The 26451-nt window shown below is 56.2% G+C and carries 29 protein-coding genes; 15 read left to right on the top strand and 14 right to left on the bottom strand.

Annotated features, from left to right (window positions below):
- Nucleotides 1-11 precede the first annotated feature (11 nt).
- From ABLV17_RS22305 to sad, 6 genes are all read right to left on the bottom strand, one after another.
- Nucleotides 12-1463, bottom strand: coding sequence for a tagaturonate reductase (locus ABLV17_RS22305; protein ID WP_348854631.1), 1452 nt, complete (start codon nucleotides 1461-1463; stop codon nucleotides 12-14).
- A 103-nt stretch (nucleotides 1464-1566) separates the two neighbouring features.
- Nucleotides 1567-2106 carry a GNAT family N-acetyltransferase gene (locus ABLV17_RS22300; RefSeq protein WP_308957958.1) on the bottom strand — a complete coding sequence of 180 codons (540 nt, stop codon included), beginning with the start codon at nucleotides 2104-2106 and terminating at the stop codon, nucleotides 1567-1569.
- 81 nt (nucleotides 2107-2187) lie between these two features.
- Nucleotides 2188-3609, bottom strand: a complete 1422-nt coding sequence (locus ABLV17_RS22295; RefSeq protein ID WP_308957956.1) for a diguanylate cyclase — start codon at nucleotides 3607-3609, stop codon at nucleotides 2188-2190.
- 114 nt (nucleotides 3610-3723) lie between these two features.
- Complete coding sequence (locus ABLV17_RS22290) at nucleotides 3724-4092, bottom strand: DUF4186 domain-containing protein (protein WP_308957954.1); 369 nt, start codon at nucleotides 4090-4092, stop codon at nucleotides 3724-3726.
- Entirely contained in the window at nucleotides 4092-5018 is a 927-nt protein-coding gene (gene glsB / locus ABLV17_RS22285; protein WP_045394518.1) for a glutaminase B, read from the bottom strand. Before glsB ends, ABLV17_RS22290 begins: the two co-directional genes overlap by 1 nt.
- Nucleotides 5019-5098: 80 nt before the next feature.
- Nucleotides 5099-6484 carry a succinate-semialdehyde dehydrogenase gene (gene sad, locus ABLV17_RS22280; RefSeq protein WP_213794087.1) on the bottom strand — a complete coding sequence of 462 codons (1386 nt, stop codon included), beginning with the start codon at nucleotides 6482-6484 and terminating at the stop codon, nucleotides 5099-5101.
- 105 nt (nucleotides 6485-6589) lie between these two features.
- Here sad and ABLV17_RS22275 point away from each other — a divergent pair, with 105 nt between their 5' ends.
- On the top strand, nucleotides 6590-7468 hold the full coding sequence (locus ABLV17_RS22275; RefSeq protein ID WP_015705323.1) for a LysR family transcriptional regulator: 879 nt from the start codon (nucleotides 6590-6592) through the stop codon (nucleotides 7466-7468).
- A gap of 10 nt (nucleotides 7469-7478) precedes the next feature.
- Here ABLV17_RS22275 and ABLV17_RS22270 read toward each other — a convergent pair whose 3' ends face one another.
- Genes ABLV17_RS22270 through ABLV17_RS22260 form a run of 3 tightly spaced genes read right to left on the bottom strand, consistent with a single transcriptional unit; the run spans nucleotide 7479 to nucleotide 10456 of the window.
- On the bottom strand, nucleotides 7479-8240 hold the full coding sequence (locus ABLV17_RS22270) for a DeoR/GlpR family DNA-binding transcription regulator (RefSeq protein ID WP_213316019.1): 762 nt from the start codon (nucleotides 8238-8240) through the stop codon (nucleotides 7479-7481).
- A 1-nt stretch (nucleotide 8241) separates the two neighbouring features.
- Entirely contained in the window at nucleotides 8242-9228 is a 987-nt protein-coding gene (locus ABLV17_RS22265; protein ID WP_348854629.1) for a D-threonate 4-phosphate dehydrogenase, read from the bottom strand.
- On the bottom strand, nucleotides 9221-10456 hold the full coding sequence (locus ABLV17_RS22260) for a four-carbon acid sugar kinase family protein (protein ID WP_348854627.1): 1236 nt from the start codon (nucleotides 10454-10456) through the stop codon (nucleotides 9221-9223). The genes ABLV17_RS22265 and ABLV17_RS22260 overlap by 8 nt, the downstream gene beginning before the upstream one ends.
- Before the next feature lie 175 nt (nucleotides 10457-10631).
- Here ABLV17_RS22260 and ABLV17_RS22255 point away from each other — a divergent pair, with 175 nt between their 5' ends.
- The 6 genes from ABLV17_RS22255 (at nucleotide 10632) to ABLV17_RS22230 (ending at nucleotide 16482) form a co-directional block, all read left to right on the top strand.
- A complete protein-coding gene (locus tag ABLV17_RS22255) occupies nucleotides 10632-11798 on the top strand; it encodes an iron-containing alcohol dehydrogenase (protein WP_348854626.1) in 1167 nt (388 codons plus the stop codon).
- Nucleotides 11799-12683, top strand: coding sequence for a dihydrodipicolinate synthase family protein (locus ABLV17_RS22250; protein WP_308957944.1), 885 nt, complete (start codon nucleotides 11799-11801; stop codon nucleotides 12681-12683). It begins immediately after the preceding gene.
- 73 nt (nucleotides 12684-12756) lie between these two features.
- Nucleotides 12757-14169 carry a sodium:solute symporter family protein gene (locus tag ABLV17_RS22245; RefSeq protein ID WP_113373440.1) on the top strand — a complete coding sequence of 471 codons (1413 nt, stop codon included), beginning with the start codon at nucleotides 12757-12759 and terminating at the stop codon, nucleotides 14167-14169.
- A gap of 2 nt (nucleotides 14170-14171) precedes the next feature.
- Nucleotides 14172-15338 carry an exo-alpha-sialidase gene (locus tag ABLV17_RS22240; protein ID WP_308957943.1) on the top strand — a complete coding sequence of 389 codons (1167 nt, stop codon included), beginning with the start codon at nucleotides 14172-14174 and terminating at the stop codon, nucleotides 15336-15338.
- A complete protein-coding gene (locus tag ABLV17_RS22235) occupies nucleotides 15335-15808 on the top strand; it encodes a YhcH/YjgK/YiaL family protein (protein ID WP_213316013.1) in 474 nt (157 codons plus the stop codon). The genes ABLV17_RS22240 and ABLV17_RS22235 overlap by 4 nt, the downstream gene beginning before the upstream one ends.
- Nucleotides 15805-16482, top strand: coding sequence for an SDR family oxidoreductase (locus tag ABLV17_RS22230; RefSeq protein ID WP_308957942.1), 678 nt, complete (start codon nucleotides 15805-15807; stop codon nucleotides 16480-16482). Before ABLV17_RS22235 ends, ABLV17_RS22230 begins: the two co-directional genes overlap by 4 nt.
- 42 nt (nucleotides 16483-16524) lie before the next feature.
- Here the strand turns inward: ABLV17_RS22230 and ABLV17_RS22225 are convergent, their stop codons facing one another.
- On the bottom strand, nucleotides 16525-17322 hold the full coding sequence (locus tag ABLV17_RS22225; protein ID WP_087860700.1) for a PhzF family phenazine biosynthesis protein: 798 nt from the start codon (nucleotides 17320-17322) through the stop codon (nucleotides 16525-16527).
- 194 nt (nucleotides 17323-17516) lie between these two features.
- Between ABLV17_RS22225 and ABLV17_RS22220 the strand changes: the two genes are divergently transcribed.
- A complete protein-coding gene (locus ABLV17_RS22220) occupies nucleotides 17517-18716 on the top strand; it encodes a sugar transporter (protein WP_213316010.1) in 1200 nt (399 codons plus the stop codon).
- Between the two features lie 99 nt (nucleotides 18717-18815).
- Here the strand turns inward: ABLV17_RS22220 and ABLV17_RS22215 are convergent, their stop codons facing one another.
- Nucleotides 18816-19484, bottom strand: a complete 669-nt coding sequence (locus ABLV17_RS22215; protein WP_045394562.1) for a MarC family NAAT transporter — start codon at nucleotides 19482-19484, stop codon at nucleotides 18816-18818.
- Between the two features lie 262 nt (nucleotides 19485-19746).
- On the opposite strand from ABLV17_RS22215, the gene marR reads away from it, so the two are divergent.
- The 5 genes from marR (at nucleotide 19747) to ABLV17_RS22190 (ending at nucleotide 21851) form a co-directional block, all read left to right on the top strand.
- On the top strand, nucleotides 19747-20181 hold the full coding sequence (gene marR, locus ABLV17_RS22210; RefSeq protein WP_015366732.1) for a multiple antibiotic resistance transcriptional regulator MarR: 435 nt from the start codon (nucleotides 19747-19749) through the stop codon (nucleotides 20179-20181).
- A gap of 17 nt (nucleotides 20182-20198) precedes the next feature.
- Nucleotides 20199-20582, top strand: a complete 384-nt coding sequence (marA, locus tag ABLV17_RS22205) for an MDR efflux pump AcrAB transcriptional activator MarA (RefSeq protein WP_015366733.1) — start codon at nucleotides 20199-20201, stop codon at nucleotides 20580-20582.
- Nucleotides 20583-20611: 29 nt separating this feature from the next.
- The gene (marB, locus tag ABLV17_RS22200; protein ID WP_087860698.1) at nucleotides 20612-20818 is read left to right on the top strand and encodes a multiple antibiotic resistance protein MarB; all 207 of its coding nucleotides are present in this window, start codon (nucleotides 20612-20614) and stop codon (nucleotides 20816-20818) included.
- A gap of 173 nt (nucleotides 20819-20991) precedes the next feature.
- Nucleotides 20992-21363 carry an NlpC/P60 family protein gene (locus tag ABLV17_RS22195; RefSeq protein ID WP_087860697.1) on the top strand — a complete coding sequence of 124 codons (372 nt, stop codon included), beginning with the start codon at nucleotides 20992-20994 and terminating at the stop codon, nucleotides 21361-21363.
- Nucleotides 21360-21851 carry a YbjP/YqhG family protein gene (locus tag ABLV17_RS22190; RefSeq protein ID WP_308957938.1) on the top strand — a complete coding sequence of 164 codons (492 nt, stop codon included), beginning with the start codon at nucleotides 21360-21362 and terminating at the stop codon, nucleotides 21849-21851. The genes ABLV17_RS22195 and ABLV17_RS22190 overlap by 4 nt, the downstream gene beginning before the upstream one ends.
- Nucleotides 21852-21893: 42 nt before the next feature.
- On the opposite strand, the gene eamA is transcribed toward ABLV17_RS22190, so the two are convergent.
- The gene (eamA, locus tag ABLV17_RS22185) at nucleotides 21894-22793 is read right to left on the bottom strand and encodes an O-acetylserine/cysteine exporter (protein WP_308957936.1); all 900 of its coding nucleotides are present in this window, start codon (nucleotides 22791-22793) and stop codon (nucleotides 21894-21896) included.
- Between the two features lie 193 nt (nucleotides 22794-22986).
- Between eamA and ydeE the strand changes: the two genes are divergently transcribed.
- Together ydeE and ABLV17_RS22175 are read left to right on the top strand one after the other, a co-directional pair.
- Nucleotides 22987-24171: an efflux MFS transporter YdeE gene (gene ydeE / locus ABLV17_RS22180; RefSeq protein ID WP_308957935.1), complete on the top strand. Its 1185-nt coding sequence runs from the start codon at nucleotides 22987-22989 to the stop codon at nucleotides 24169-24171.
- A 116-nt stretch (nucleotides 24172-24287) separates the two neighbouring features.
- Nucleotides 24288-24758: a helix-turn-helix domain-containing protein gene (locus ABLV17_RS22175; RefSeq protein ID WP_087860693.1), complete on the top strand. Its 471-nt coding sequence runs from the start codon at nucleotides 24288-24290 to the stop codon at nucleotides 24756-24758.
- Between the two features lie 29 nt (nucleotides 24759-24787).
- Here the strand turns inward: ABLV17_RS22175 and ABLV17_RS22170 are convergent, their stop codons facing one another.
- Nucleotides 24788-25891: a cobalamin-independent methionine synthase II family protein gene (locus tag ABLV17_RS22170; protein ID WP_015366738.1), complete on the bottom strand. Its 1104-nt coding sequence runs from the start codon at nucleotides 25889-25891 to the stop codon at nucleotides 24788-24790.
- A 142-nt stretch (nucleotides 25892-26033) separates the two neighbouring features.
- Nucleotides 26034-26447 (bottom strand): rhodanese-like domain-containing protein, encoded by a 414-nt coding sequence (locus tag ABLV17_RS22165; protein WP_113373449.1) that lies wholly within the window; start codon nucleotides 26445-26447, stop codon nucleotides 26034-26036.
- Nucleotides 26448-26451: the final 4 nt, after the last annotated feature.

Genomic DNA, 26451 nt, shown 5'->3' with positions numbered 1-26451 from the left:
CAGTTGGCGTGTTAGCACAGCGGTTTTACGGCGCTGCGCATGCCGTCACGTAAGATAGCATCCAGATCGGCCGTTACCTGCGCCGTCAGTCCTGGCACCTGCGTCAGATCCTGCTGCCAGTGCGATTCTACCGACAACACCGACGTTACCAGGTCCCGCGTTGCAAGCTGGCCGTCGCGATGCTGTGCCCACAGCGTCTGAAAGCGAGCGATCCACTCCGCGTCGTCCTGAACCGGGTAGACTTCACCGTTACGCTCTCCGCGGTAGAAGGCGATCAATGCCGCCAGCGCGAAAGTCAGGCGCGGTGGCAATTTACCGCTTTGCTTCTGCCCTGCCAGCAGCTGCGGCAGGATACGTGTACGGAACTTCGTCATGCCATTGAGGGCGATGGATAAGAGTTGGTGTTTGATATAGGGATTGCGGAAGCGTCCTGTTACCGCGCTGGCGAATGATTCCAGCTCATCGCGCGGCAGATCGAGAACCGGGATAATCTCCTGATATATCGCTTTTTCGACAAATGAGCAGACTTCCGCGTCGTTCATCGCTTCACCGACGGTATCCAGGCCTGCCTGCCAGGCTACCGGCACCAGCGCGGTATGCGCGCCGTTAAGAATCGCTACCTTCCGTTCTTTATAGGGTTTGATATCGTCAACAATCAGCACGTTGAGCGGTAATTTATCGAGGCGCAGTTCGGCGGCAAGCGATTTCGGTCCCTGGATCACGAACAGGTAAAAGTGCTCAGCGGTATCAAGAAAGGCGTCTTTATAGCCAAGCTGCGTTTCAATCTGCTCCGCTTCATCGAGCGGATAGCCGGTAACGATACGGTCCACCAGCGTCGAACAGAAGGTGTTCGCCTCTGCAAGCCAGGCGGAGAAAGCTGCCGGCAGCGCCCATTCATGCGCATAGCGCAGCACCAGTTCACGCAGCGCCTCGCCGTTATAATCAATGAGTTCACAAGGGATGATAACCCAGCCTTTATCAGCGGCGCCGGCAAAATGGCTGAAACGCTCATATAGCAGCCGGGTCAGTTTCGCCGGATAGCTCACCGCCGGGGCATCGTCAAAATGGTCCCCGGCATGGTAGCTGATACCCGCCTCGGTGGTGTTGGAGAAGACAAAGCGGATATCCGGATTGTGCGCCAGACGCAGAAATTCCTCATAGTCGGCGTAGGCGCTAATTTCGCGGTTTACCGAACGAATAAGACGCGCATCGCTGACTGCTTCGCCCTTTTCATTCAGTCCGCGAATAATTGTGGTGTAGAGGCCGTCCTGAGTGCTCAGCGACGGCGGGAAATCGCTGGCGATGGGTCGGACGATGACCACCCCAGCATTCAGGTCAGTATGCTCGTTAAGCAGGTCAATTTGCCAGTCAACAAACGCGCGCAGGAAGTTACCTTCGCCAAACTGGATGATACGTTCAGGGTACTGCGCGCCGGGGAAATCACGACGGTTTAAGGTTTTCACAATGGGTTCCCTCTTAGAGTAGTCATACAACCTGAGTAATTGGTCCAATAAGTTATCAGGTTTTATGGTTGGCGAAACCCCGTTTTGATCAAACCTCGTCGCATTATTCTGTCGCCGGGAGGATCTTATAGAACAGCGTGGTGCCCGTCATTTCCCCATCAGGCATTAAGGCAAACTGCGGAATTTCCCCCGCTTTTTGCCAGCCACACTGCTGATAGAAGCGTTCCGCGCCGCTGCCGGTGGCGGTATCCAGCACCAGTACCGTTTTCCCGTACGCCAGTGCAATAGCCTCAAGCTCGCTCATCAGCAACCCGGCGACTCCCTGTCGGCGCGCATTTTGGTGAACCAAAAGCTTGGCGACATCGGCGCGGTGCGTCTGGTTTTCCGGCTGGTCGATAATCAACTGGACGGTCCCAACTATCTGCCGTTGTTGGTTTTCGGCCGCCAGCACAATCCGCTCGCCGGCGGCGACGCTTTGCGCCATCCGCTGCCAGAAGCGCTCGCCGGTGTCCGGCGAAAACGGCTGCATAAAACTGACCGAAGCCCCGCCGTTCACGCAGCTGGCGAGGATTTCATTTAATTGTGGAAGAGATTCAAGAATAGATTCACGCGTCAGCGTGCGAAGTGAAATAGGTGTGGCCATAGGTTGCTCCCTGAAAATGACCACATCACTATGTTTTTAACTAATATTTAACTCAAGCAAAAAGACCATTGGATTTTCTTATCACACGCCGTCAGGCAGCGCCTGTACGCAAATACGATTGCGCCCGGCCTGCTTGGCGTTGACTAACAGGTCATCCGCTTCCATTAGCAGCTGATTAAACAGCTCGGCGATTCGTCCTTCACCGACTTCACGGCACTGCAGGCCGAGACTCACCGTCAGGCGAATACGCTGCTGCCCCCAGGTGAACGTTTCCGATTCTATCCCCTGGCGAATTTTTTCCGCCAGCACATGGGATTGTTGAGCATTATCGAGCAGCGCCGCGACGGCAAACTCTTCCCCGCCGATACGCGCCACCATTCCCTCATCGCCCGCCAGTTCACGCACCCGCTGGGCGAACTGGGCCAGCACGCAGTCGCCGCATTCATGACCCCAGGTATCATTCACTCGTTTAAAACCATCGATGTCCAGCACCATCACCGAGAGCAGTTTATCCGTCTGCGGCGCCTGGCGTTTCAATGCTTCGCCCAACCCGGAACGAGAGTAAACGCGGGTCTGAAAATCAAAGTCAGCGCGGAGCGCCAGCTGTTTGACGAGGTTGTTGATAGCCTCGACGCTGGTCGCCACGATAACCGGGCTTATCAGCATCGCCGCCATGCCAAGACGGGTTGAAAACAGCTGCCACGGCTGCGGACGCGCATCCGGCGACAGATGAATAAGCGAGTTCGCCACCAGCAAAATCTCAGTGATACCGGTAATAAACGTCAGCAGGCAGGTCAGCGGCAACGGATAGCGAATCGCGCACCAGATCAGCGCCGGCAGCGGGAAAGTAAGGCTTCCGGCGCCGCCTACCGCCACCCCAAGCGCCATCGATAGCACAAGCGCTATTACCGGTAGTAGTTGGCTAAAGCGAAAGCGGCCCAGCACCGATGGCAGCGTCAGGGTCAGAATAAACGGCAGGATGAGGACCGCGGTCGAGAACTGCTCGCTAAACCAGTCCGCCAGTTGCGGAATAAAAGTCGCCCGTTCAACATCAACCGAGCCCAATGCGCCTACCGCGGCGCACACCAGCGCCGCCAGCAGGCAATAACAAAAAAGATTCAGAGCGTTAATTGGCCCCGGCATCGAATCGGCGCGCCGCTTATCCCACAGCACCAGCTGCGCCAGAATGACGATAAAGACGATATTGGAGAAGTTAATCAGCAGCGACGCAAAGCCCATGCCCCAACGGGAAGTCAGGCCGTCATAAACCAGCATCGCGGCAAAACAAATAGCGTAGAAATAGCTGCGATTTAACCAGACGTAGCGTGCGAAAATACCTGCCATAACGGCATTGAGCGGCCAAAAAAACGAAAGCTCCTGCACCAGACGCAACATAGCGCCCATAAAGTGCAGCAGAATCGTCAGCGTGAATAACACCAGCGCATCGCGCACCGGTTGATCCTCGCGAAATAGCGTGAATGACCGAATCGACAGTGAAGACATTCAGTAATTATCCGTCTAATTGTTTCAGGCAATTATTATGTAAATAATTAGTTAGCGGATTATCATAGCATGAGAATATTTGTTAGGCATACTGCCATGCCTGAGCGAGACAGGTTAACGGTTGGTAATCGCGTTCATTTCCATCACCAGCCAGTGGTGAATTACCTGTACGACATAACGCTGCTCCTCGCCGCTCAGTTCCCGCCCGCGCGGGATCGCATGCCACTTTTCCAGACATCCGCGGCAGCAGGTGGCCGTGGCGTGCTGGGCGATAAATACCGGGTGCCCGCGCATCGGCGTTTGCTTACCATCATTAGCAATCTGCGCCGGAGCCAGCCGTTTGGCGATAAAATCCGCCGCGTGGCTGTCGATAACCTCCGGCCCTTTATCATAACAATACTGCCGCTCTTTCACCCCGAGGTGGAAACGAGAGCGGAACGTTGAACGCCCTAGCCGGGCGAACAGATTTTCCATTGCAGACATCAGAACACCGATCTTCCTAAACGTTGGGTAAGCTTCTCGAGTACAGCGATCCCCGCCAGCGAGTTACCCGCTTCATCAAGTTCCGGACTCCACACCGCTATCGCCATCTCCTGCGGCACAATCGCCACAATGCCGCCGCCGACGCCGGATTTTGCCGGCAGCCCGACACGCCAGGCGAACTCTCCGGCGTTCTGGTACATCCCGCTGGTCATCATCAGCGCATTAACCTGCCGCGACTGAATCGGCGCGATAACCGGGTCCGCCAGATGCGGGGCAATCCCCCGATCGGCGAGAAACAGGAAGGTCCGCGCCAGTTCGACGCAACTCATCTCAAGCGAGCAGTAGTGGAAATAGTTTTGTAGCACCGTGGCGACATCATTATGGAAATTGCCGAAAGATTTCATCAGCCAGGCGATGGCGGCATTACGCGCGGAGTGTTCGAACTCGGAGCGTGCGACCACTGAATCATAGGCAATATCGTCCACTCCGCTCAGCCGACGCACGATCTCCAGCATTCTCTGACGCGGCGCGCTCAGGCGGCTTTGCAGCATGTCGCAGACCACTAACGCCCCGGCGTTGATAAAAGGATTACGCGGTTTGCCCTGCTCGATTTCCAGCTGTAGTAAGGAGTTAAAGGGCTGGCCGGAGGGATCTTTACCGACGCGTTGCCAGATCTCCTCTTCCTGATAATGGTTCATCGCCACCACCAGACTGAGCACTTTCGAGATAGATTGGATCGAGAAGCGTTCGTGGGCATCGCCGGCGCTATAGTGTTGCCCATCAACCGTACAGATGGCGACGCCAAGTTTATTGCCGCTGACGCGCGCCAGGGCAGGAATGTAGTCCGCTACCTTGCCGCGCCCTATCAGCGGCCTGATTTCTGCCAGAACGGCATCCAGCATTGCATTATTAATAACCGTCGCCACACTCGGCTCCTTGCCCACCATCGAAATTCGGGTGGCGAGTATAGCAGAGCGTGACGACGGACGTCAGGCGCTAACGTCGATTAGCGACGGTCTTTCCATACGGTTTGAATATTGCAGAACTCATGCAAACCGAAATGCGACAGTTCCCGACCAAAGCCGCTCTTCTTCACGCCGCCGAACGCCACGCGGGCATCGCTGGCGCTATAGCCATTGATAAACACCCCGCCGCACTCCAGACCACGAGAAAAGCGCTCCGCTTCCGCGTTGCTTGCCGTAAATACGGTTGCCGAAAGACCAAACTCGCTATCGTTAGCCAGTTCAAGAGCATGCGCCGCGTCGCGGGCTTCGCTAATGGTAGCCACCGGACCAAACAACTCCTGACGGAAACCGGTCATCTCCGGGGTAACGTTCGCCAGCACCGTTGGCGCGTAGTAGTTGCCGGCGCCGGCGATTTTCTCGCCGCCAAGCAATAAGGTCGCCCCTTCCTTCAGCGTGGCTTCAACCTGCTGATGCAGTTCGTCACGAAGATCGAAACGCGCCATCGGGCCGATGTAATTTTGCTCGTCGCGCGGGTCGCCCATTTTCAGCGCCGCCACGGCGTCCACGAATTTTTTAGTAAAAGCGTCGGCAATACCCGCCTCAACGATAAAGCGTTTCGACGCCGCGCAGACCTGCCCGCTGTTCTGATAACGGCCGACAACGGCGGCTTTCACCGCTTCGTCCAGATCGGCATCGTTAAGCACGATGAAGGGATCGGAACCACCGAGTTCCAGCACGCATTTTTTCAGCGCTGCGCCGGCCTGAGCGCCGATTGCCCGCCCGGCGCGTACGCTACCGGTCACCGTGACCGCCGCGATACGATCATCATTGATAATTCGCGAGACGCCTTCATTGGTGGCGTTGATCCAACCAAAGACGCCCGTCGGCAGTCCCGCTTCGGCAAACAGTTCGCCCAGCAGCTGCGCGCTGCCCATCACGTTCGGCGCGTGTTTCAGCAGATAACTATTCCCTGCCAGCAGAATCGGTACCGCGCCGCGCAGAACCTGCCATACCGGGAAGTTCCATGGCATCACCGCCAGTATCGGCCCCAGCGGCCGGTATTCAATCACCGCCTTATTATCTTCTACCTGGGTGGCTTCGGTCGCCAGCATCGCCGGGCCATGTTCGGCATACCAGTCGCAGAGGTTGGCTGACTTACTCACTTCACCGCGCGCCTGGGCGATGGGCTTACCCATTTCAAGGCTAATCATTTGCGCAAGCTCTTCGCCGCGGGCGCGCATTACGCTGCCGACTTTACGCAGCGCGGCGGCGCGATCGGCGAGCGCGACCTGGCGCCACTGGCGAAAAGCCTGTTGCGCCTGGGCAATGGCTGAATCTACTTGTTGTTCGGTTGACCACGGCAGAGACGACACGACTTCACCAGTGGTCGGGTTAACGGAAACCGCATGGGTGGCAGATAAATTCATGGTTATTCTCTCTGTAGGGATTGCGAAGTGTGGATAGTGTGGCCTACCCTTCCTTTCATTGAAAATGAATAATATTAAGCAACGCATTCACAAAAGAAGAATACTATGGACCTTACCCAACTTGAGATGTTTAACGCCGTCGCCAGTACCGGCAGTATTACCCAGGCCGCGCAGAAGGTGCACCGCGTCCCGTCGAATCTGACCACCCGTATTCGCCAACTGGAGGCCGACCTCGGCGTCGAGCTATTTATTCGCGAGAACCAACGGCTGCGTCTGTCGCCCGCCGGACACAGCTTTTTACGCTACAGCCAGCAAATCCTGGCGTTAGTCGATGAAGCGCGGATGGTGGTCGCCGGCGATGAGCCGCAGGGGCTGTTTTCCCTCGGCTCGCTGGAAAGCACCGCTGCGGTGCGCATCCCAACCACGTTAGCCCTTTTCAACCAGCGCTACCCGAAAATCCACCTGGCGTTGTCCACAGGCCCTTCCGGCACCATGATTGACGGCGTGCTGGAAGGCGCGCTCAGCGCGGCGTTTGTCGACGGGCCGCTGGTTCATCCCGGTCTGGAGGGGCTACCGGTGTTCCCGGAAGAGATGATGATCGTCGCCCCTTATGGCCATGCGCCGGTAACCCGCGCCAGCGAGGTCAACGGCGCGAACGTCTACGCATTTCGCGCCAACTGCTCCTACCGTCGTCATTTTGAGAGTTGGTTTCACGCCGACCGCGCGACGCCCGGAAGGATCCATGAGATGGAGTCCTATCACGGCATGTTAGCCTGCGTAATCGCCGGCGCCGGGTTGGCGCTTATCCCACGCAGTATGCTGGAGAGTATGCCAGGGCATCAGCAGGTTTCCGCCTGGCCGCTCGCCGAAGAGTGGCGCTGGCTGACGACCTGGCTTGTGTGGCGACGCGGCGCGAAGACGCGCCAGCTGGAGGCATTTATTGAATTGCTGAACGAGGATCGTCAGGCGGCTAGCGCAACATGATGGCCGGACGTTAATCGGCGATAATCAGCCGCGGCGAGAGTTCCTGAAGCGCATCGCGGGTTTCCCCCGGCAAATGCCCGTCGGTGATGATGTCCGTGAGCGAGTCGAGGTGCGCGATATTGAACAGCGACCAGGCGCCGTATTTCGAACTGTCGGCCAGCAGGATCCGCCGCCGGGCGTTGGCGATCAGATCGCGTTTCAGCGCCGCCTTCTCTTCCGTCGGCGCGGTAATGCCCTTTTGCAAATCCCAACCGTTACAGCTGACGAATGCCAGATCCGGCCACACATTCTGCAGCAAGCGTCGCCCATGTTCGCCAATACACGACTGGCTGCTGTCATCAATGCGACCGCCGATAATCGTCACTTCAATCTGTTTGAATTCAGCCAGAAACAGCGCGATATGCAGATCGCTGGTGATGACCCGCAGCGGCAGATGCGTAATCTGTCGCGCCAGTTCAATCATAGTGGTACCGGCGTCCAGCACAATGGCATCGCCGGCCTTGATAAGCGACGCCGCCGCCCTGGCGATGGCGTATTTCTCCTGAGGGCTACGCTGCGCTTTTTCCAGCGTCGTCGGCTGTGTGGGAATAAATCGGTTGAGCGTCACGCCGCCGTGGGTACGGCTAATGACCCCTTCCTGATCGAGTTTAATCAGATCGCGACGGATGGTCGCCGGCGAGGCGTTAGTTACCGCAACCAGTTGGTCGACCGTTACCAGATTATGGCTTTTCAGGAAGTCCATAATCTGCTCTAACCGATTATATCCCTTCATGTTATTCCTGTGCGATTTGCATGGCGAGCTCAATGGAGGTTGCCATGCTCTCAGACTTCGCTTTACCTGTCCAGGCAATATCAAAGGCGGTGCCGTGGTCCGCGGAAGTGCGGATAAACGGCAATCCGGCGGTGATATTCACCCCATCATAAAATCCAAGCAACTTGAGCGGAATATGCCCCTGATCGTGATACATCGCCACCACCATATCGTACATGCCTTCGTGACACTGCATGAAGACGGTGTCCGGCGGGCACGGTCCGACAACATGGATACCCTGCGCCTCCATGGCGGCAACCGCTGGGGCGACGATACGGATTTCTTCATCGCCAAACAGACCGTTTTCACCGGCGTGCGGGTTCACGCCAGCGACCGCAATGCGCGGCTGCGAATACCCCACGCGGCGTAAAAAATTATCGGCGACCCGGATAACCGTCTCTACCCGCGATTGGCTTAGGGTATCGAGGAAGCGGCGCAGCGCGATATGGGTGGTGACGTGGATCACCTTAAGCTTATCGGTGTACAGCACCATGGCATAATCTTTGGTCTGCGTCAGATGGGCCAGCAGTTCGGTGTGTCCCGGGAAATGGTGCCCGGCCAGATGTAGCGCTTCTTTATTTAACGGCGCGGTGGCGATAGCTTTAACTTCCCCCGCCAGCGCCAGCGCGGTGGCGCGCTTGATGCAGCGATACGCCAAATCGCCGGCCTGAGCCTGGACTGCGCCGGGCCGCAGGGCCTGAGGATCGCTTAACGGTTCATCAATCACGTTAATCGTTGCGGGTGAAAACTGCGCTTCGCGCGGGTGTTCGATAATTCGCAACTCCGCGCGCGGGGTTATGTTCAGCGCCAGGATCCGCCGCAGCGTCTGCGCACAGCCCACTACCACCACCGGCGCGCCGCTCAGTTCGCCTTCGCTCAGCGATTTAATAATAATTTCCGGACCAATGCCCGCCGGGTCGCCCATCGTTACCGCAATCATGTTAGACACTCAGTTTCTCCTCAATAAAATTCACGACATCCCGCAGCGTGGTCTCCGTACCGAATCCCCCTGCTTTGGTCATCACCGGACGCGGCCAGCGACTTCCGAGAAAATGGCCGTACGGCACGCATTGCGCCACCCGGCCGGTTATATGAAACCCCTGCGCGCCGAGCGCATGAGCGACGGCGATCGCAACATCGCCGCCGGATAGATACAGCGCCCCCGGCGCATGTAGCTCAACGGCAAGTTGGGTGACCTGCGCGAGATAAGCGCAGATCTGTTCTCCCAGCGCAGCGCGGCTCAAGCCGCGTTCACGGCACTGCGTCTCAATACCGTGCCGGACAGCGTTATCCGCGCAGGTGGTGACCACGCAATGATGATTTGCCGCCAGCACCTCGGCGATTCGCCGGGCATCGGCCAACGCATCGCCGTTAAAGGCGCGGGCAACATCAATCCCGATCCGCCCGACTCGCGGATGGCCGGCCAAAGCGGCGACCTGAGCCTGCGCTATTTCGCTCATTGAGCCGACCACCGCCAGCAACGGCCCGGCCGCATCCCGGCGCAGGTAGCGCGAAAGCGCCTCGCAGATCCCCGCAGAGCCCACCAGCAGCGTTTGCCGCGCGCGGCTGGCTACCGCAGCGATAACCTCATCCAGTTGCGCGTCTTCTTCAGCATCAATAATCAATACACGCGGTTGGTCGCTCTCTTCCGCGAGGGCGGCGGTCAACTGCTGTACGTCAAGCGAACGGCACGGCAGCTGGCTCTGCATGGCGAGCAATTGCCCAATATCGGCGCTACTGACCGGGGTTTTGGGGTCGCTGGCGTATTCCGTTTTATCGAGTGCCACGCCGTGGACATAACATCGTCCGCCGCGGGTTATGCGCCCTGCCGCCGGAAAGGCCGGCGCGACGACCGCGGTGACGCAGCCCCGCGCACGCATCATCGCCTCCAGTTCCGCGCCGGGGTTGCCGCGTAGGGTGGAGTCGATTTTCTTCACCTGCCAGACGGCGGCGAAATTTGCCGCATCACGGAGTATCGCGTTCACTTTCTCTGCTGCCTGCGCCCCGGAAAGCGCCCGACTATCGCTATTGAGAACCAACGCCCGGGTGGTCGGCTGATAGCCGGCGCTAAACGCCACCTCAACCGCTAAACCCGCTTCTGCCAGACTGACACCGGCATCATTGGCCCCGGTAAAGTCATCTGCCAGCACCAGAACAGGATTATCGCCGCAGCTCATTCTCTTTCCTTCATCGCTTATCTGAATCGTTAATGATTATATTCAATCATTTTTGATTAAATGTGAGCAAGCTCAAGTTATTAAACGTCCGTATAAATTATAACTTTTGCTCATTGAAATGAGTGAACACTACGCATATTGATTGAATTCAATCATAACAATAGAGGAGTGAGACGTGGCGACGATTAACAGCACGATTATCAGCGGCGCGGGCGCCATATCAGCCCTGAAGCCAGTGCTGGCAGGTAAAAAGCGCATTTTACTGGTCACCGATGCGAACGTCGGTAAGCTGGCAGCGACCAAACAGATCCGACATCTGATGGACGAGACTAACGTTGATGTGAGGATCGTGGATTCCGTGCCGGCAGAGCCCAGTCAACATGATGTGGCGCAGATTGTTGCCCAACTCGCGGGAACGCAGCCACAGATGGTTGTCGGTATCGGCGGCGGCAGCGTCCTCGATGTGGCGAAGCTGCTCTCGGTACTACTACACCCCGCATCCTCTACGCTCAACGCGCTGATTGACGGCGAGAAACCGCGTCTGCGTCTGGCGTCACTGTTGATACCCGCCACCGCCGGCACCGGCTCGGAAGCGACGCCAAATGCCATCCTGGCTATTCCCGAACGTAATACCAAAGTGGGGATTATCTCCCCGGTACTGCTGCCGGATTTCGTGGCCCTGTTGCCGGAACTGACTACCAGCATGCCTGCGGCCATTGCCGCCTCCACCGGTATCGATGCGCTGTGTCATCTACTGGAGTGCTTTACTTCAACCGTCGCGAACCCGGTGAGCGATAACGCCGCCTTAATCGGCCTGCATAAGCTGGTGCGGCATATTGAGCGTTCCGTGACCCACCCGCAGGATCTTACGGCGAAACTGGAGATGCTGTGGGCCTCGTACTATGGCGGCGTGGCTATCAATCATGCCGGCACGCATCTGGTGCACGCGCTCTCCTACCCGCTTGGCGGCACCTGGCATTTACCACACGGCGTCGCGAACGCCATTCTGCTGGCCCCCTGTATGCAGGTCGTACGCCCGCACGCGGTGGATAAATTCGCCCAGGTCTGGGATCTGATCCCGGACGCCGATCTGACCTTGAATAACGAGGAGAAATCTCATGCGCTGGTCCGCTGGCTGGCGCAACTGGTGAAACGCCTGGCGCTGCCGGACAACCTCGCCGCGCTGGGTGTACCGCCAGAGAGTATTGAAACGCTAAGCGCCGCGGCGCTGGAAGTAAAACGATTAATGAACAATGCCCCATGCAGCGTGAACCAGGACGAAGTCCAGGCGATTTACCAGACGCTGTTTCCACAGTCATCTCATCAGGGAGAAGAGAAATAAATGCATCATTCCATTCGCGGCGTGTTAACCGCCATTGTTACCCCCTTTACCGCTAGCGGTGAACTGAACCTGACGGCGCTGCGCCAACAGGTAGAACGTCAGCTGGCCGCCGGTAATGGCATTTTCTGCGGCGGAACCAACGGCGAGTTTTTCGTCCTTAATGAGGCGGAAAAAATTGCGGTTGCCGAAACCTGCGTCGAGGCGGTTGCCGGACGCGCTCCGGTGGTGGCGCATATTGGCGAAGTGTCGACGCGGGAAACCATTCGTCTTGGCCAGCAGATAGCAAAGTCAGGCGTCGACGCGGTGTCGGTCATCACCCCGTGGTTCGTGCCGCTAAAACAAGATGAGTTGCTGAGTCACTACACGGCAATCGCCGATGCGCTCAGCGTTCCGGTATTTCTGTATAACATCCCGGCGCGCACCGGCAACACCATTGAACCGCAAACCGCACGTCAGCTGGCTGCGCATGACAACATTATTGGCATAAAAGATAGCGCCGGTAGTTATGACAGCCTGAAGGGCTTTCTTGATGCGGTGAAGGGTATCGACGGTTTTAATGTCCTGAACGGGCCGGATTCGCTGATTCATCAAGGGTTCGTTGATGGTTGTTCAGCGTGCATTTCCGGGTTGGCTAACGTTGCGCCACGGGAGATTAACGCGATTTGGTCAACCTTCAAGGCCGGCGATATTGAAGCCTCAAGGCTGGCGCAGGAAAACGTCACCGGCCTGCGTACCGATCTCTACAAAGTCGCCTTTTCCCCCGCCGCGGTGAAAAAAGCATTGCAGCTGATGGGCCATGAGGTCGGCGATAGCCGCTACGCGGTTCAGTTTAGCGCATCTCAACTGCAGCAAATACGTGGAATCATCGCGCAGTATCTTAATTAAACGCTGCGTTTCTTCAACAAAATAGACCGGGTACCTGTGTGCCCAGGATTCGTACGCCCAAAGAGAGGCTAAGATGAATCATTTTACCACTGAAGATACCTTTATTATTGTCGGCATTGTTATCGCCTATATCTTATTTACCACCTGGCTGACGTTCCGCATTAGAAGTAAAAACTCCGGGGATTTTATGGAGGGCTCGCGCGCGATGCCGGCCTTTATCGTCGGTATCCTGCTGATGTCGGAATATATCGGCGCCAAGTCGACTATCGGAACCGCACAGGCCGCGTTTGAGAGCGGGATTGCCGCTTCCTGGTCGGTGTTGGGCGCCGCTATTGGCTTTCCATTGTTTGGCCTGATACTGGTTAAACGCATCTATAACACTGGCAAAATTACTATTTCCGGGGCGATTGCCGAGCGATACGGCACCAGCACCAAGAATATTATTTCCATCATTATGATTTACGCCCTGTTGCTGGTGAACGTCGGCAACTACGTCAGCGGCGCGGCGGCAATTTCCACGGTATTAAAGATCAATTTACCCCTCGCGGCGTTTATTACCGCCATTGTCAGTACTTTCTATTTTGCCTTCGGCGGTATGAAAGGCGTGGCCTGGGTCACCATGCTGCACAGCGCATTAAAATATGCCGGTCTACTCATTATTATGGGTTTCGCGCTGGCAAAAACCGGCGGTTTCACGCCGATGATCGAGAAGATGCCTGATTACTACTGGACCTGGGATGGTAATTTTGGCGCCGGCACGATCTGCGCCTGGCTTATCGGCACCATCGGCTCCATCTTCTGCACCCAGTTTGTCATTCAGGCGATCAGCTCGACAAAAAACGTAAAATCGGCGAAACGCTCTACCTGGATTGCCTTTTTCTTCTGCCTGCCTATCGCCTTCGCGATCGCCATTATCGGCGTGGCGGCGAAGTTTCTTCACCCGGAAATCAACAGCCTGTACGCCCTGCCGGTGTTTCTGCAGGATATGAACCCATGGCTTGCCGGGTTGGTGACAACGTCACTTGTAGCTTCAATTTTCGTTAGCGTTAGTACCGTTGCCCTGGCGATTGCCTCGCTGGTGGTAAAAGATTTTTACGTACCGTGGCGCAATCCAACGCCGGAGCAAGAGTTTAAAGCCACCCGTTGGGCCTCGCTTATCATCGGTTTTCTGCCGCTTATTTTTGTGCTGCTGGTACCGGAAGTGCTGAAGCTCTCCTTCTTTACCCGCGCCATCAGGCTTTCTATCACCGTGGTCGCGGTCATCGCCTTCTATGCGCCGTTCTTTAAAAGCGCCCGCGGCGCGAACGCGGGCCTCATTGGCGCCTGTGTGGTGACCTCGGTGTGGTATTTGCTCGGCGATCCGTTCGGCATCAATAACATGTACATCGCGCTGATCACCCCGGCCCTGATTATGGTTATCGACCGTCTGATCCCCAATAAAACGCAACAATCATCCCCGGCCCCCATTGAACAACGTGGAGTGTAAAAATGACCACCACCCCAACTTTTGACGGCGTGATTCGCCAACACCAACTGGATCCTCATCTGGCATGGGCAATGTTGCCCTCCGGCTGCCCGCAAAACCACGCCGCCAATCTTTTGCCGCTGCCCGATGGCACGCTGATGTGCGTGTGGTTCGGCGGTTCGCAGGAAGGAAAAGCGGATATTTCAGTCTGGGGGGCGCGTTTAGCGCCGGGCGCCACAACGTGGAGTGAAGCGACAAAGTTATCCGACGATCCGCAGCGTTCGGAACAAAACCCGGTACTGTTTCAGGATCCTGATGGCGTACTGTGGCTGTTATGGACCGCGCAGTATGCCGGTAATCAGGACACCGCTATTGTGCGTTATCGCCAGTCGCGCGATGGCGGAAAGCACTGGGGCGCAATCGCCACCCTGCTCGATGAACCCGGCACCTTTATCCGGCAGCCCATAACCGTAATGCCCAACGGCAACTGGTTGCTGCCGGTTTTCTATTGTCGTACCCGTCCAGGGGAAAAATGGGTCGGTAACGACGATATCAGCGCGGTAAAAATCTCAGCCGATGGCGGCAAGAGCTGGCGCGACGTGGCAGTACCGCAGAGCCTCGGCTGCGTGCATATGAATATCACCCCGCTGGCCGATGGCTCGCTGGCCGCCTTCTTCCGCAGCCGCTGGGCCGATCATATCTGGTACAGCCGGTCGACAGATTTTGGCGAAAGCTGGTCAGCGCCTATCCCCACCACGCTGCCAAACAATAACTCGTCCATTCAGGCTACCACGTTGAGCAACGGCGATCTGGCGCTGGTATTCAATAACATGAGCGCAGCAGGCGCCAGCGAGCGTCGGGCGTCGTTATACGATGAAATAGAAGATGATGACGGCCGTAAAGAGCCTGAATGCACTGGCAAAACCGCCTTCTGGGGCGCGCCGCGTGCGCCAATGACCGTGGCTATCTCCGCCGACGGCGGCAGAAGCTGGCCGTGGATGCGCAACCTTGATGAGGGCGACGGCTACTGTATGACCAACAATTCAGAGCAAAAACTAAACCGTGAATTCTCCTATCCCAGTATTAAACAGGGTGAAGATGGTGATTTACACATTGCCTATACCTGGTACCGGCAGGCCATTAAGTATGTCCGCGTGTCGCCGCAGTGGGTGAAAGGAAAAATCGCATGATCATCGGTAATCTGAACGCCCTGCCTCAGGCGGGGTTGCCGCTGGCGTTGCGGCAAATCCTTTGCCGCGCTGAATGTTCTCTTAGCGCCCTGACAACCCATGAAGACGGCCGTTTCCAACCTGCTGATGGCGACTGGTACTGCACCATCGGCACCGCACAAACCCAGGCGGCAGAACAGCGACATACCGAATATCACCTCCAATGGGCCGATATTCAGGTCATTTTAGCCGGCGAGGAGATAATTCATGCCGGTACCTTGTACAGTGGCCAACCCGACGATGAACAGCGCAAACCGGATCTCTTTATCAGCCAGCAGACGCCGCACAGCGTCACGCTGCATTTGCGCGTCGGCGACTTCGCGGTCTTTCTCCCCGGCGAACCGCACCAGGCGCTATGCGTCGTTACGTCACCCGCCCCGGTGAGGAAAGCGGTGTTTAAAGTGCCGCGCAGCATGCTGGAGGCGCCATGAAACAGGCACTGGTCACGGGCGCCAGTTCGGGGATCGGCGCGGCGATTGTGGGGCAACTGCTGGCGGAGGGCTGGCAGGTGCTCGGTCTAAGCCGCTCCGCGCCGCCATTTACCCATGAAGGCTTCAGGCATCTGGCGGTCGATGTGAGCGACCGCCACGCGCTGGTTGATGCTCTGTCGTCAGTACCGCCGCCGCAGGCGATTATCCATGCCGCCGGTGTGATGGCGGCGGCGCCGCTAGGAGAACTTGACGCACAGCGTGGCGAGACGTTATGGCGTCTGCATGTGGATGCGGCGCAGACCTTAGCCAACCGCTTTGCGCCCGTTATGGGGCGCGGCGGTCGGATTATCCTTTTGGGTAGCCGAACCTCTCGCGGAGCGGCAGGCCGTTCTCAGTATACGGCAACCAAAGCGGCGCTGGTGGCGCTGGCGAGAAGCTGGGCGGCGGAACTTGCCGCGGCTGGCATAACCGTGAACGTGGTCGCCCCTGGCGCCACCGATACGCCAATGCTGCGCCAGCCAGGGCGCGAAAATTCGCCGCCGAAGACGCCGCCGCTCGGTAGATTGATTAAGCCACAGGAGGTGGTGTCGCTGGTAAGCTGGCTACTTAGCGAAGGGGCCGCGGCAATGACCGGACAAGAGCTGGTGATGTGTGGCGGCGCCTCGCTTGGCTAGGTGAACCCGGCTAAACGTCGCGCCAGCCGGGGGAAACTATCATTAACCTTCGCGCAAATAGACCGTGCCGCGCAGATAGGTGGTCGCCTGGCCGCTAATCAATACACGGTCATCACGCCACTGGCAGCGCAGCTCGCCGCTGCGCGCCGACACCTGCCGCGCCAGCAGGTCGGTTTTATTGAGCTTAGCTCCCCAGTAGGGGATCAGCATACTGTGGGTTGAACCGGTTACCGGATCTTCCGGTACCGCTTCACCGGGGCAGAAAAAGCGGCTGACAAAGTCATACTCTTCGTCGGCGGCGCTAATGCAAATCATTTTATCCAGCGTCTCCAGCAGCGCCATATTAGGGCGTACCGCTTCAACCTGCGCCCGGTCGCGCAGAACCACCAGATAATCACGCCCTTCCCGCACCTCCAGCGCGTCATCGATGCCCAACCCGGCGAACAGCGCCGGCGGTACGTCACGCACCGGCGTCGTTTGCCAGGCCGGGAAATCCAGCGTCAGCCAATCGCCGCTGCGCGTCACCCGCAGTTCACCGACAAAACGGGTGCTGAATACGATAGTTGCCGTGGGATGATCGAGATATTCAAAAATCACGTGCGATGCCGCAAGCGTGGCGTGGCCGCAGAGGTTAATCTCATCAAGGGTCGTGAACCAGCGTAGCTCATAGCCGCTATCAGTGCGGACAAAAAACGCCGTTTCGGATTGATTATGCTGCTGCGCCATTTTTAAAAGCGTTTCATCAGGCAGCCATTCACTGAGCGGGCACACTGCCGCCGCGTTGCCGCCAAAATTGCGATCGCTGAAGGCATCGACCAGGTAAAAACTAATTTCTTTCATCGTGCTCCCCTTTTTTATCGTCTATCAACATGACACAGAAAGCGCGGATGCACACTATTAGCTGAAAAATTAAGTTGTTAGCAGGCACAGACGTCAGCATAAAATGAGACGCAGATCACAAAGTGATTGTATTTTCAGCAGCATTCGTTTTAAGATCGCCTCCTCTTCTTCTCATTACTACCAGCCCGGAATTTATGCTTACAAATACGGTCTCACGCAAAGTCGCGTGGCTGCGGGTCGTCACGCTGGCAATTGCCGCTTTTATCTTTAATACCACGGAATTTGCCCCGGTCGGTTTGCTGTCCGATATTGCCGACAGCTTCGGCATGGAAACGGCCCAGGTCGGGATCATGCTGACCATTTATGCCTGGGTAGTGGCATTGATGTCGCTGCCGTTCATGCTGTTGACCAGCCAGATGGAACGCCGTCGCCTGCTCATTGGCCTGTTCGTGTTATTTATCGCCAGCCACGTCTTGTCGTTTTTCGCGTGGAACTTCACGGTGCTGGTGGTGAGCCGCATTGGTATCGCCTTCGCCCACGCGGTGTTCTGGTCGATAACCTCCGCGCTGGCTATCCGTATGGCCCCTCCCGGCAAGCGCGCCCAGGCGCTAAGTCTTATCGCCACCGGTACCGCGCTGGCCATGGTGTTCGGCATTCCTATTGGCCGTATCGTCGGGCAATATTTCGGCTGGCGTACCACCTTCCTGGCCATTGGTCTTGGCGCTTTAGCGACGCTGGTGTGCCTGGCGAAACTCTTGCCGGCGCTGCCAAGCGAACATTCCGGTTCGCTGAAGAGCCTGCCGGTGCTGTTCCGCCGTCCGGCGCTGCTCGGCATTTATCTGCTGACGGTTATCGTGGTAACCGCCCACTACACGGCGTACAGCTATATTGAACCCTTCGTTCAAACCGTCGCAGGCCTTAGCGGTAACTTCGCCACCCTACTGCTGTTAGTGCTCGGCGGCGCGGGTATTATCGGCAGTATTGTCTTCGGCAAGCTGGGCAATCAACATGCTTCCGGACTGATTACGACCGCTATCGCCATGCTGCTGATATGCCTGCTGTTGCTGCTACCCGCCTCAAGGAACGCCAATCAGCTCATGCTGCTCAGCGTATTCTGGGGGATCGCGATTATGGTCATCGGCCTCGGCATGCAGGTGAAAGTGCTGGCGCTGGCTTCGGATGCTACCGATGTCGCGATGTCGCTGTTTTCGGGGATTTTCAATATTGGTATTGGCGCCGGCGCGCTGGTCGGCAGCCAGGTGAGTACGCAGCTGTCAATGTCGGCGATAGGCTACGTTGGCGCAGTGCCGGCGCTGGTAGCGCTGGTCTGGGCAGTGATGATTTTTCGCCGCTGGCCTTCGCCGCTGGATGAACAACAAGCGCATCACTCATGATAACGCCGCGGGCGGTCAATGCCGCTCGCGGCGCCGACATCCTATCCCCAAAAGGCCCGAAACAGACACGTCGCCGGGCCTTTCAGAAAGTTACCGCGATCAGGCGTGATAGTTGGTGATAATTTCCAGCACGCCGTTAATGATGAACTGCACGCCCATACAGACCAGCAGAAAACCCATCAGGCGGGAAATCGCCTCGATACCGCCTTTGCCCACCAGTCGCATGATCGCCCCTGAGCTACGCAGGCAGCCCCACAGAATGATCCCCACCAGCGCAAAAATAATCGGCGGCGCGGCCAGCACGACCCATTCCGGGAAATCAACGCCGTGTTTTACCGTCGAGGCGGAGCTGATAATCATCGCGATGGTGCCTGGCCCGGCGGTACTGGGCATCGCCAACGGCACGAAGGCGATATTCGCCGTGGGTTCATCCTGCAGTTCTTCCGATTTGATTTTCGCTTCCATCGAATCATGGGCTTTCTGCTGCGGAAACAGCATGCGAAAACCAATAAACGCTACGATCAGACCGCCGGCGATACGCAGGCCGGGAATGGAAATGCCGAAGGTATTCATGACCACCTGGCCGGCATACCACGCCACCATCAGGATCGCAAAGACATATACCGATGCCATCAACGATTGCCGGTTACGCTCGGCATTGTTCATATTGCCCGCCAGGCCGAGGAACAGCGCCACGGTGGTGAGCGGGTTCGCCAGCGGTAAAATCACCGCCAGACCGAGCCCTATTGCTTTAAAGAGTTCCAGCATAGTGAGTCAACATCCCGTTAAGTATCATTTTTTCAGTACAGTTTCACCCCGTGAGTATATCGACAGCAGCGACTCAGATGCCACACCCACTGAAAAAATCACGTCGATAAAAAATAACAAGCGTTAGTAAAATGAAAAAAAGTGACCGCCATCAAACTATCAATCTTTAGCAAATCGTGGCATCGGCGAATTCATAATGTTGACTTATGATTGCCGCGGCAATAATATCCATCGCAACTAAATAATTGCCTGGGCAACTATCATGGAAAACACTAACAATCTGTTCAACGAGATGATCCCTCTCGGCCGATTGATCCAGATGGTTAACCAGAAAAAAGATCGACTGCTCAACGACTACCTTTCACCCATGGATATCACCGCTACCCAATTTCGGGTGCTCTGTTCCATTCGCTGCGAGGTATGTACGACACCCGTTGAGCTGAAGACCGTTCTGTCGGTCGATCCAGGCGCAATGACGCGCATGCTCGACAGACTCGTCTGCAAAGGCTGGATAGAACGGTTGCCCAACCCCAATGACAAGCGCGGCATTCTGGTGCAACTGACTCCAGAAGGCGCAGCCCTTTGTGAGCACTGTCATCAGGTTGTGGGTCAAAAATTGCACCAGGAACTAACAAAAAATCTAACGGCAGACGAAGTGGTCATGCTGGAGCAACTGCTCAAGAAAGTCCTGCCGTAATAAGAAGAGGTAAGATGATGTCCAGACGCAATAACGACGCCATCACTATCCATAGTATTTTGTCGTGGATCGAAGAGAACCTGGAATCTCCATTGTCGCTGGAGAAAGTTTCGGAGCGCTCAGGTTACTCCAAATGGCACCTGCAAAGAATGTTCAAGAAAGAGACCGGCCACTCGCTGGGCCAGTATATCCGCAGCCGCAAGTTGACGGAAATCGCGCAAAAACTCAAGCAGAGTAATGAGCCGATTTTGTATCTGGCCGAGCGCTACGGCTTTGAATCGCAGCAGACGCTGACGCGGACGTTTAAAAACTATTTCGATGTACCGCCGCATAAATATCGCATCACCAACGTTCCGGGTGAATCCCGCTACCTGATGCCGCTAAATAATTATTGTTGTTAATCGCCTGCAAAAGACGTATTGAGGAAATCATGAAATTATTCGCTACCGCCGCCATCGTGCTAATGGCGCTGGCCACCGGTCAGAGTTATGCGGAGCAAACCACCACTCCGGTTCGCCACAATAACCGGGATGCGATGATTATCCCTTCCGAACATAACGACTCGCCGTTTGATTTTAATCACATGGCTGCCGGCAATGACAAATCGGATGAGCTGGGCGTACCGTATTACAACTGACGCCCATATCATTCACCAATAATTATTGATTCGGCTGATGTGCTGAGGGTTCTCCACTCCTTAGCGCATCAGCTTTTTTAGTCTTGCTCGCTTTTTTGCATTTTCAGATATCCTGACGCGGTCATTTATGTATTAATTCCCTGTTTGTAAATTTGATACAGGGAAGAATAAAAGTGGCTTGGAATAAGCAAACGTCTATTACCCATCTCCGCTCGCATGCCCATAAGCAATCTCATTATGAATGTGCAAAATACATCCGCCAGGCTATAGAAGCCGGAGGAATTAAACTTGAGCGCACGCGCGACGCCAAAGATTATGGGCCAATATTATTGCGCGCCGGATTTAAAGAAGTGCCACCGGGTTCGACGATACTGCGCGGCGATGTCGCAGTGATTCAGCCTTATGCGGGGGGCAACCCTAGCGGGCACATGACAATGTATGACGGCAAGCAGTGGATATCCGACTTCACCCAACGAAGCATGTATCCAGGTCCTGGCTATCGTCGTCTACAGCCAGCGTTCAAGGTATACAGGATGAATCAATGAGAGCTCTCCCCTTAATGATACTATTTTTACTCTCAGCGTGTGTGGGCCATCCTCAAGAGAGTCCGGCTAACCGCGCTGAGGCGTTTTACTCATCGTATCTGGAGTTTCTGGCAAGCAGTAATGATGAATATTATCAGCTGCAAGAATATATTTCGGCTGATACTCTGAGCAGACTTGGTAATATCGAGGCTATTCCTGAGCAAGAGATTGTCGGATCTGATTATTTTACTTATGTTCAGGATTATGATTCGTCCTGGATAGCAAATCTTAAGATTGGTCATGCCCGCGCTTTAATGGGGGGAACGGTTATTCCGGTATGGATCGGTATTGAAAACGGTGATGTTTTACACCTTGAAGCATATATGCGCTGCGAAAATGGTAAGTGGAAGATATATCGCGTAAGGGATGTAAGCCATCATTATGAGCAACCGATATTTAATGCCGGAGCAATAGCCCAGGCAAAATCTGCTGCCCAAAACAAGTATTAAAGGGTCGACAGCGTCAAGCCCCGGCACATACCGGGGCTTGATTTATCCCCGCCCTGCCGTGGTACGCAAAAGCCGCAGGCCAAACACGTTAATATAGAGCCCGCCCATAATCAGCGCCGCCCCCAGCAGCTGCAGACCATTGAGCCGTTCGCCGAGCAGCAGAGCCGCGCTGGCCATCCCTACCACCGGTACCAACAGCGACAGCGGCGCTACCCGCCAGGTTTCATAACGCCCGAGTAGCGCCCCCCAGATGCCGTAACCAACGATGGTGGCGACAAACGCCAGATACATGAGCGATAGCATGGTCGTCGCGTCGATATTCACCAGGCTTGCCGCCATCGCCTGCGGCCCATCAATAATACTCGACGCCAGCATGAACGGTAACACCGGAATCAACGCGCTCCACACCACCAGCGACATAATCGGCGGCTTGTGTTGCTGAGACATAATCTTCTTATTGAAAATGTTGCCGCAGGCCCAGCTAAACGCCGCCGCCAGAGTCAGCATAAAGCCGACCAGCGGCACATGCTGGCCGCCGAGGCTGGCTTCAACCAGTACCAGTACGCCAAAAATCGCCAGCGCGATACCGGCGACCTGCTTTCCCTGTAACCGCTCGCCAAAGACAAAAGCGCCCAGCACGATAGTGAAAAAGGCCTGAGCCTGCAGCACCAGAGATGCCAGCCCGGCTGGCATACCGAGGTTAATCGCGCAGAATAAAAAGGCGAACTGGCCAAAACTAATGGTCAGGCCGTAACCCAGCAGCAGACGCAGCGGTATTTTGGGCCGCGCAACGAACAGCAGCGCCGGAAACGCCACCAGCAAAAAACGTAACCCCGCCAGCATCAGCGGCGGCATATTGTGTAATCCGAGCTTAATCACCACAAAGTTAAGCCCCCACACCACCACTACCAGCATTGCCAGCAGTCCATCTCTGCGCGTCATACGATGCCCCTGTCTTTCTGGTCAACGATGACCAACGTCAAAGTAACCAAATTCCCGCCGCTCGAACAGATCATTATTTTTAGCAGGTACTGAAGGCACTTTCCGACACGGAGCCCGCTATACAAGGCTCAGTTAGCATGCTATTTGTGATCGGGCACAACAAAAATAAAACACTTCATCAGGCAAGGAAAAAATGACAACCACCATCAGGCGCTCAACGATAGCGCTGTTGGCGTCGTCGTTGCTGTTAACCATCGGCCGCGGCGCAACGCTTCCTTTTATGACGATTTATCTCACCCGTCGGTTCCAGCTGGAAGTCGATGTCATCGGCTATGCGCTCTCCGTCGCGCTGGTCGTCGGCGTTATCTTCAGCATGGGCTTCGGTATTCTTGCCGATAAGTTCGACAAAAAACGCTATATGCTGATCGCCATCGCGGCGTTTATCGCGGGATTTATCGCCATCCCCGCGGTCAATAGCGTGGCGCTGGTGGTGTTCTTTTTCTCATTAATCAACTGCGCTTATTCGGTTTTTTCTACCGTGCTGAAAGCCTGGTTTGCCGACGTGCTGACGCCGGAGAAAAAAGCGCGCATCTTTTCGCTCAACTATACCTTCCTCAATATCGGCTGGACCGTTGGGCCGCCAATCGGCACCCTGTTGGTGATGCAGAGCATTAACCTGCCTTTCTGGCTGGCCGCGCTGTGCGCCGCCTTTCCGCTGGTGTTTATCCAGCTCTTCGTCGAGCGCACCTCTGCCGCCTGCGTGGAAGGCGCCGCGCCGCAGTGGACGCCGTCGGTGCTTTTGCGCGACCGCGCCTTGCTGTGGTTTACCTTTTCCGGCCTGCTGGCGTCGTTTGTCGGCGGCGCTTTCGCCTCCTGCATTTCGCAGTATGTGCTGGCCGCAGGCACCAGCGACTTCGCGGAAAAGGTGGTCGCGGTAGTGCTGCCGGTCAACGCCGCGGTGGTCGTCGCCTTGCAATATGCCGTCGGGCGACGGCTTTCGGCGCGAAACATCCGCCCGCTGATGACCTTCGGCACCCTGTGCTATGTAGTAGGACTCGGCGGATTTATCCTCTCCGGTAATAATCTGGTGATGTGGGGCGTTTCCGCCGCTATCTTTACCCTTGGCGAAGTTATTTATGCACCGGGAGAATATATGTTGATCGATCAGATTGCCCCACCCGGCATGAAAGCCAGCTATTTTTCCGCCCAGTCGTTAGGCTGGTTAGGCGCGGCGTTCAATCCGATGCTAACGGGGATAATCCTTACCCATCTGCCGCACTGGTCGCTATTCTTCATTTTAATGCTGGCGATAGTCGCCGCCTGGCTGATGATTTTCCGCGGGATGAACGTGCGTCCCTGGCAAACCGTACAGGCGTAAACCCAGGCGTCATACGGCTGTCGGGTTGCTGTCGCCTGTCTGTCAGGTGCCCGTCGTGGCGCCCGGCAGGCTAAAAAACCACACTGGTCTCAGGTTCCCATCCGGAGATTAACATCATGAACAGCAGCACCCGAGTAAAGCAATTACGTCTGCAGCGCGCCTGGTCCCAGGAACAGCTTGCCGAACTGGCTGGCGTCAGCGTTCGCACTATCCAACGGATTGAAAACGGCGATCGTCCGGGGTTAGAAACCCTGAGCGCCCTGGCGGCAGTGTTTGAGATAAATGTGGCCGAACTCAGCGACGATGCTCCCGTCGGTCACGAAGCATCGCTCGATTTACGTATCGAAGAAGCGAAAAGCCGCCTGCATCAGGAGAGCCGTTTTTTTCGCTCGCTGAGCGTGGCGGTCACGGTTTGCGTTTTGTTGCTGGTGATTAACCGTTTTACCCAACCCGATGTCTACTGGTCAGTGTGGGTGGCGATCGTCTGGGGCGCGTTATTGCTGCTGCGGGGATTACGTCTGTTTGTCTTTGCCGGGTGGATCCGCCAGTGGCGACAGGCGCGACTACAGCGCCTGCTGCGCAAATAGAAAAAGCCCGCTTAAAGCGGGCTATCTCCTTACCAGACCTGGGCGGCGATCCCTGTGACCAGCCGCACTTTATCCCACTGCTGGGCTTCGCTTAACGAATTGCCCTCTTCGGTGGAGGCAAAGCCGCACTGCGGGCTGAGGCAAATCTGCTCCAGCGGCACATACTGCGCCGCCTCCTGCAGGCGCGCCTTCACGCCTTCCGGGTTTTCCAGTTCGCCATTCTTGGTGGTAATCAGCCCCAGTACCACCTGCTGATGACCTGGACGAATAAAACGCAGCGGGGCAAAATCGCCGGAACGATCGTTATCATATTCGAGGAAGAACGCATCGATATTGACGCCGCCAAAGAGAATTTCCGCCACGGGCTCGTAGCCGCCTTCTGAAATCCAGGTCGAACGGAAGTTTCCGCGACAAACGTGCAGACCAACGGTCAGATCCTGTGGTTTCCCTTCCAGCGCTTTATTCAGCACCCGGGCATAGGTACGCGCCAGTTCGTCCGGATCGTCACCGCGCTCGCGTACCTGCTGGCGTTGTTCGTCTGAACATAAATAGGCCCAGACGGTATCATCAAGCTGCAGATAACGGCAGCCAGCGTCATAGAAAGCGCGGATCGCGTCACGCCAGGTGGTTGCGAGATCGTCGAAGTATTCGGCCAGGTCCGGGTATACCGTGCTATCGATATCTTTACGCCCGCCGCGGAAGTGCAGCACGCTGGGGCTGGGGATGGTCATTTTCGGCTGCGCATTACCGCTGACGCTTTTCAAAAAGCGGAAATCTTCCAGCATTGGATGGTTGCCGAAGCCCAGTTTACCGGTCACGCGTACGCCGTGCGCTTTAGTCTGTACGCCGTTGAACTGAATACCTTTCTCTGAATCGTAACGTTCAACGCCTTCCAGACCGTCGAAGAAGTCGAAGTGCCACCACGCGCGCCGGAACTCACCGTCGGTCACCACGTGCAGGCCGCAATCGCACTGCTGCTGAACCAGTTGGCGGATGGCTTCATTCTCAATTTCACGCAGATGGCCGGCATCAATATTGCCTTCCGCCAGCTGCAGGCGCGCCTGCTTAATGGCGTTAGGACGTAAAAAACTGCCGACGATATCTGCGCGGAACGGGGCCTGGTGACGTTGCATGTTCTCTCCTTAACGGCAGACAGGTAGTTGCCCGCCGTGATAATTCATTATTTGAATTTTTAGACTTCTGGATGTCTATATGTCCAGATACTGTCATGCAGAGGGAGCATCAGCAAACGAGAAAAATTCATGGCTATTGAATTTATTTCATGTTGCTCGTTTCGCTGACGCTAAATGCGAACCCCTCATCCGCCCAACCGGTCAGTCCACCGAGCATCATTTTTACCGGTCGGCCAAGCTGCGCCAGCTTTAAGGCGGCAATATCCGCGCCGTTGCAGTGCGGCCCGGCGCAATAGACAACAAACAGCGTTTCCGCGGGCCACTGCGCCATTCGCGCGGCATTGATCTCGCGATGCGGCAGATGCAGCGCGCCAGGCAGGTGGCGACGGGCGAAAACATCCTGACTGCCGATGACGTGCAGCAGCACAAAGTCCTGTTCGCCATGCTGCATGGCGTGATGGACATCCGCGCAGTCGGTTTCGACACTCAGTTTATGGGCAAACCAGGCAGCGGCATCGGCCGGGGCGGCTGGCGTAAATTGGCTTACAACACTCATGGCG

The sequence above is a fragment of the Klebsiella sp. CN_Kp091 genome, assembly GCF_040065095.1.
Taxonomy (GTDB): Bacteria; Pseudomonadota; Gammaproteobacteria; order Enterobacterales; family Enterobacteriaceae; genus Klebsiella; species Klebsiella aerogenes.
Note: the sequence above shows the minus strand (reverse complement) of the source record. Positions and strands in the feature narration are given on the sequence as shown.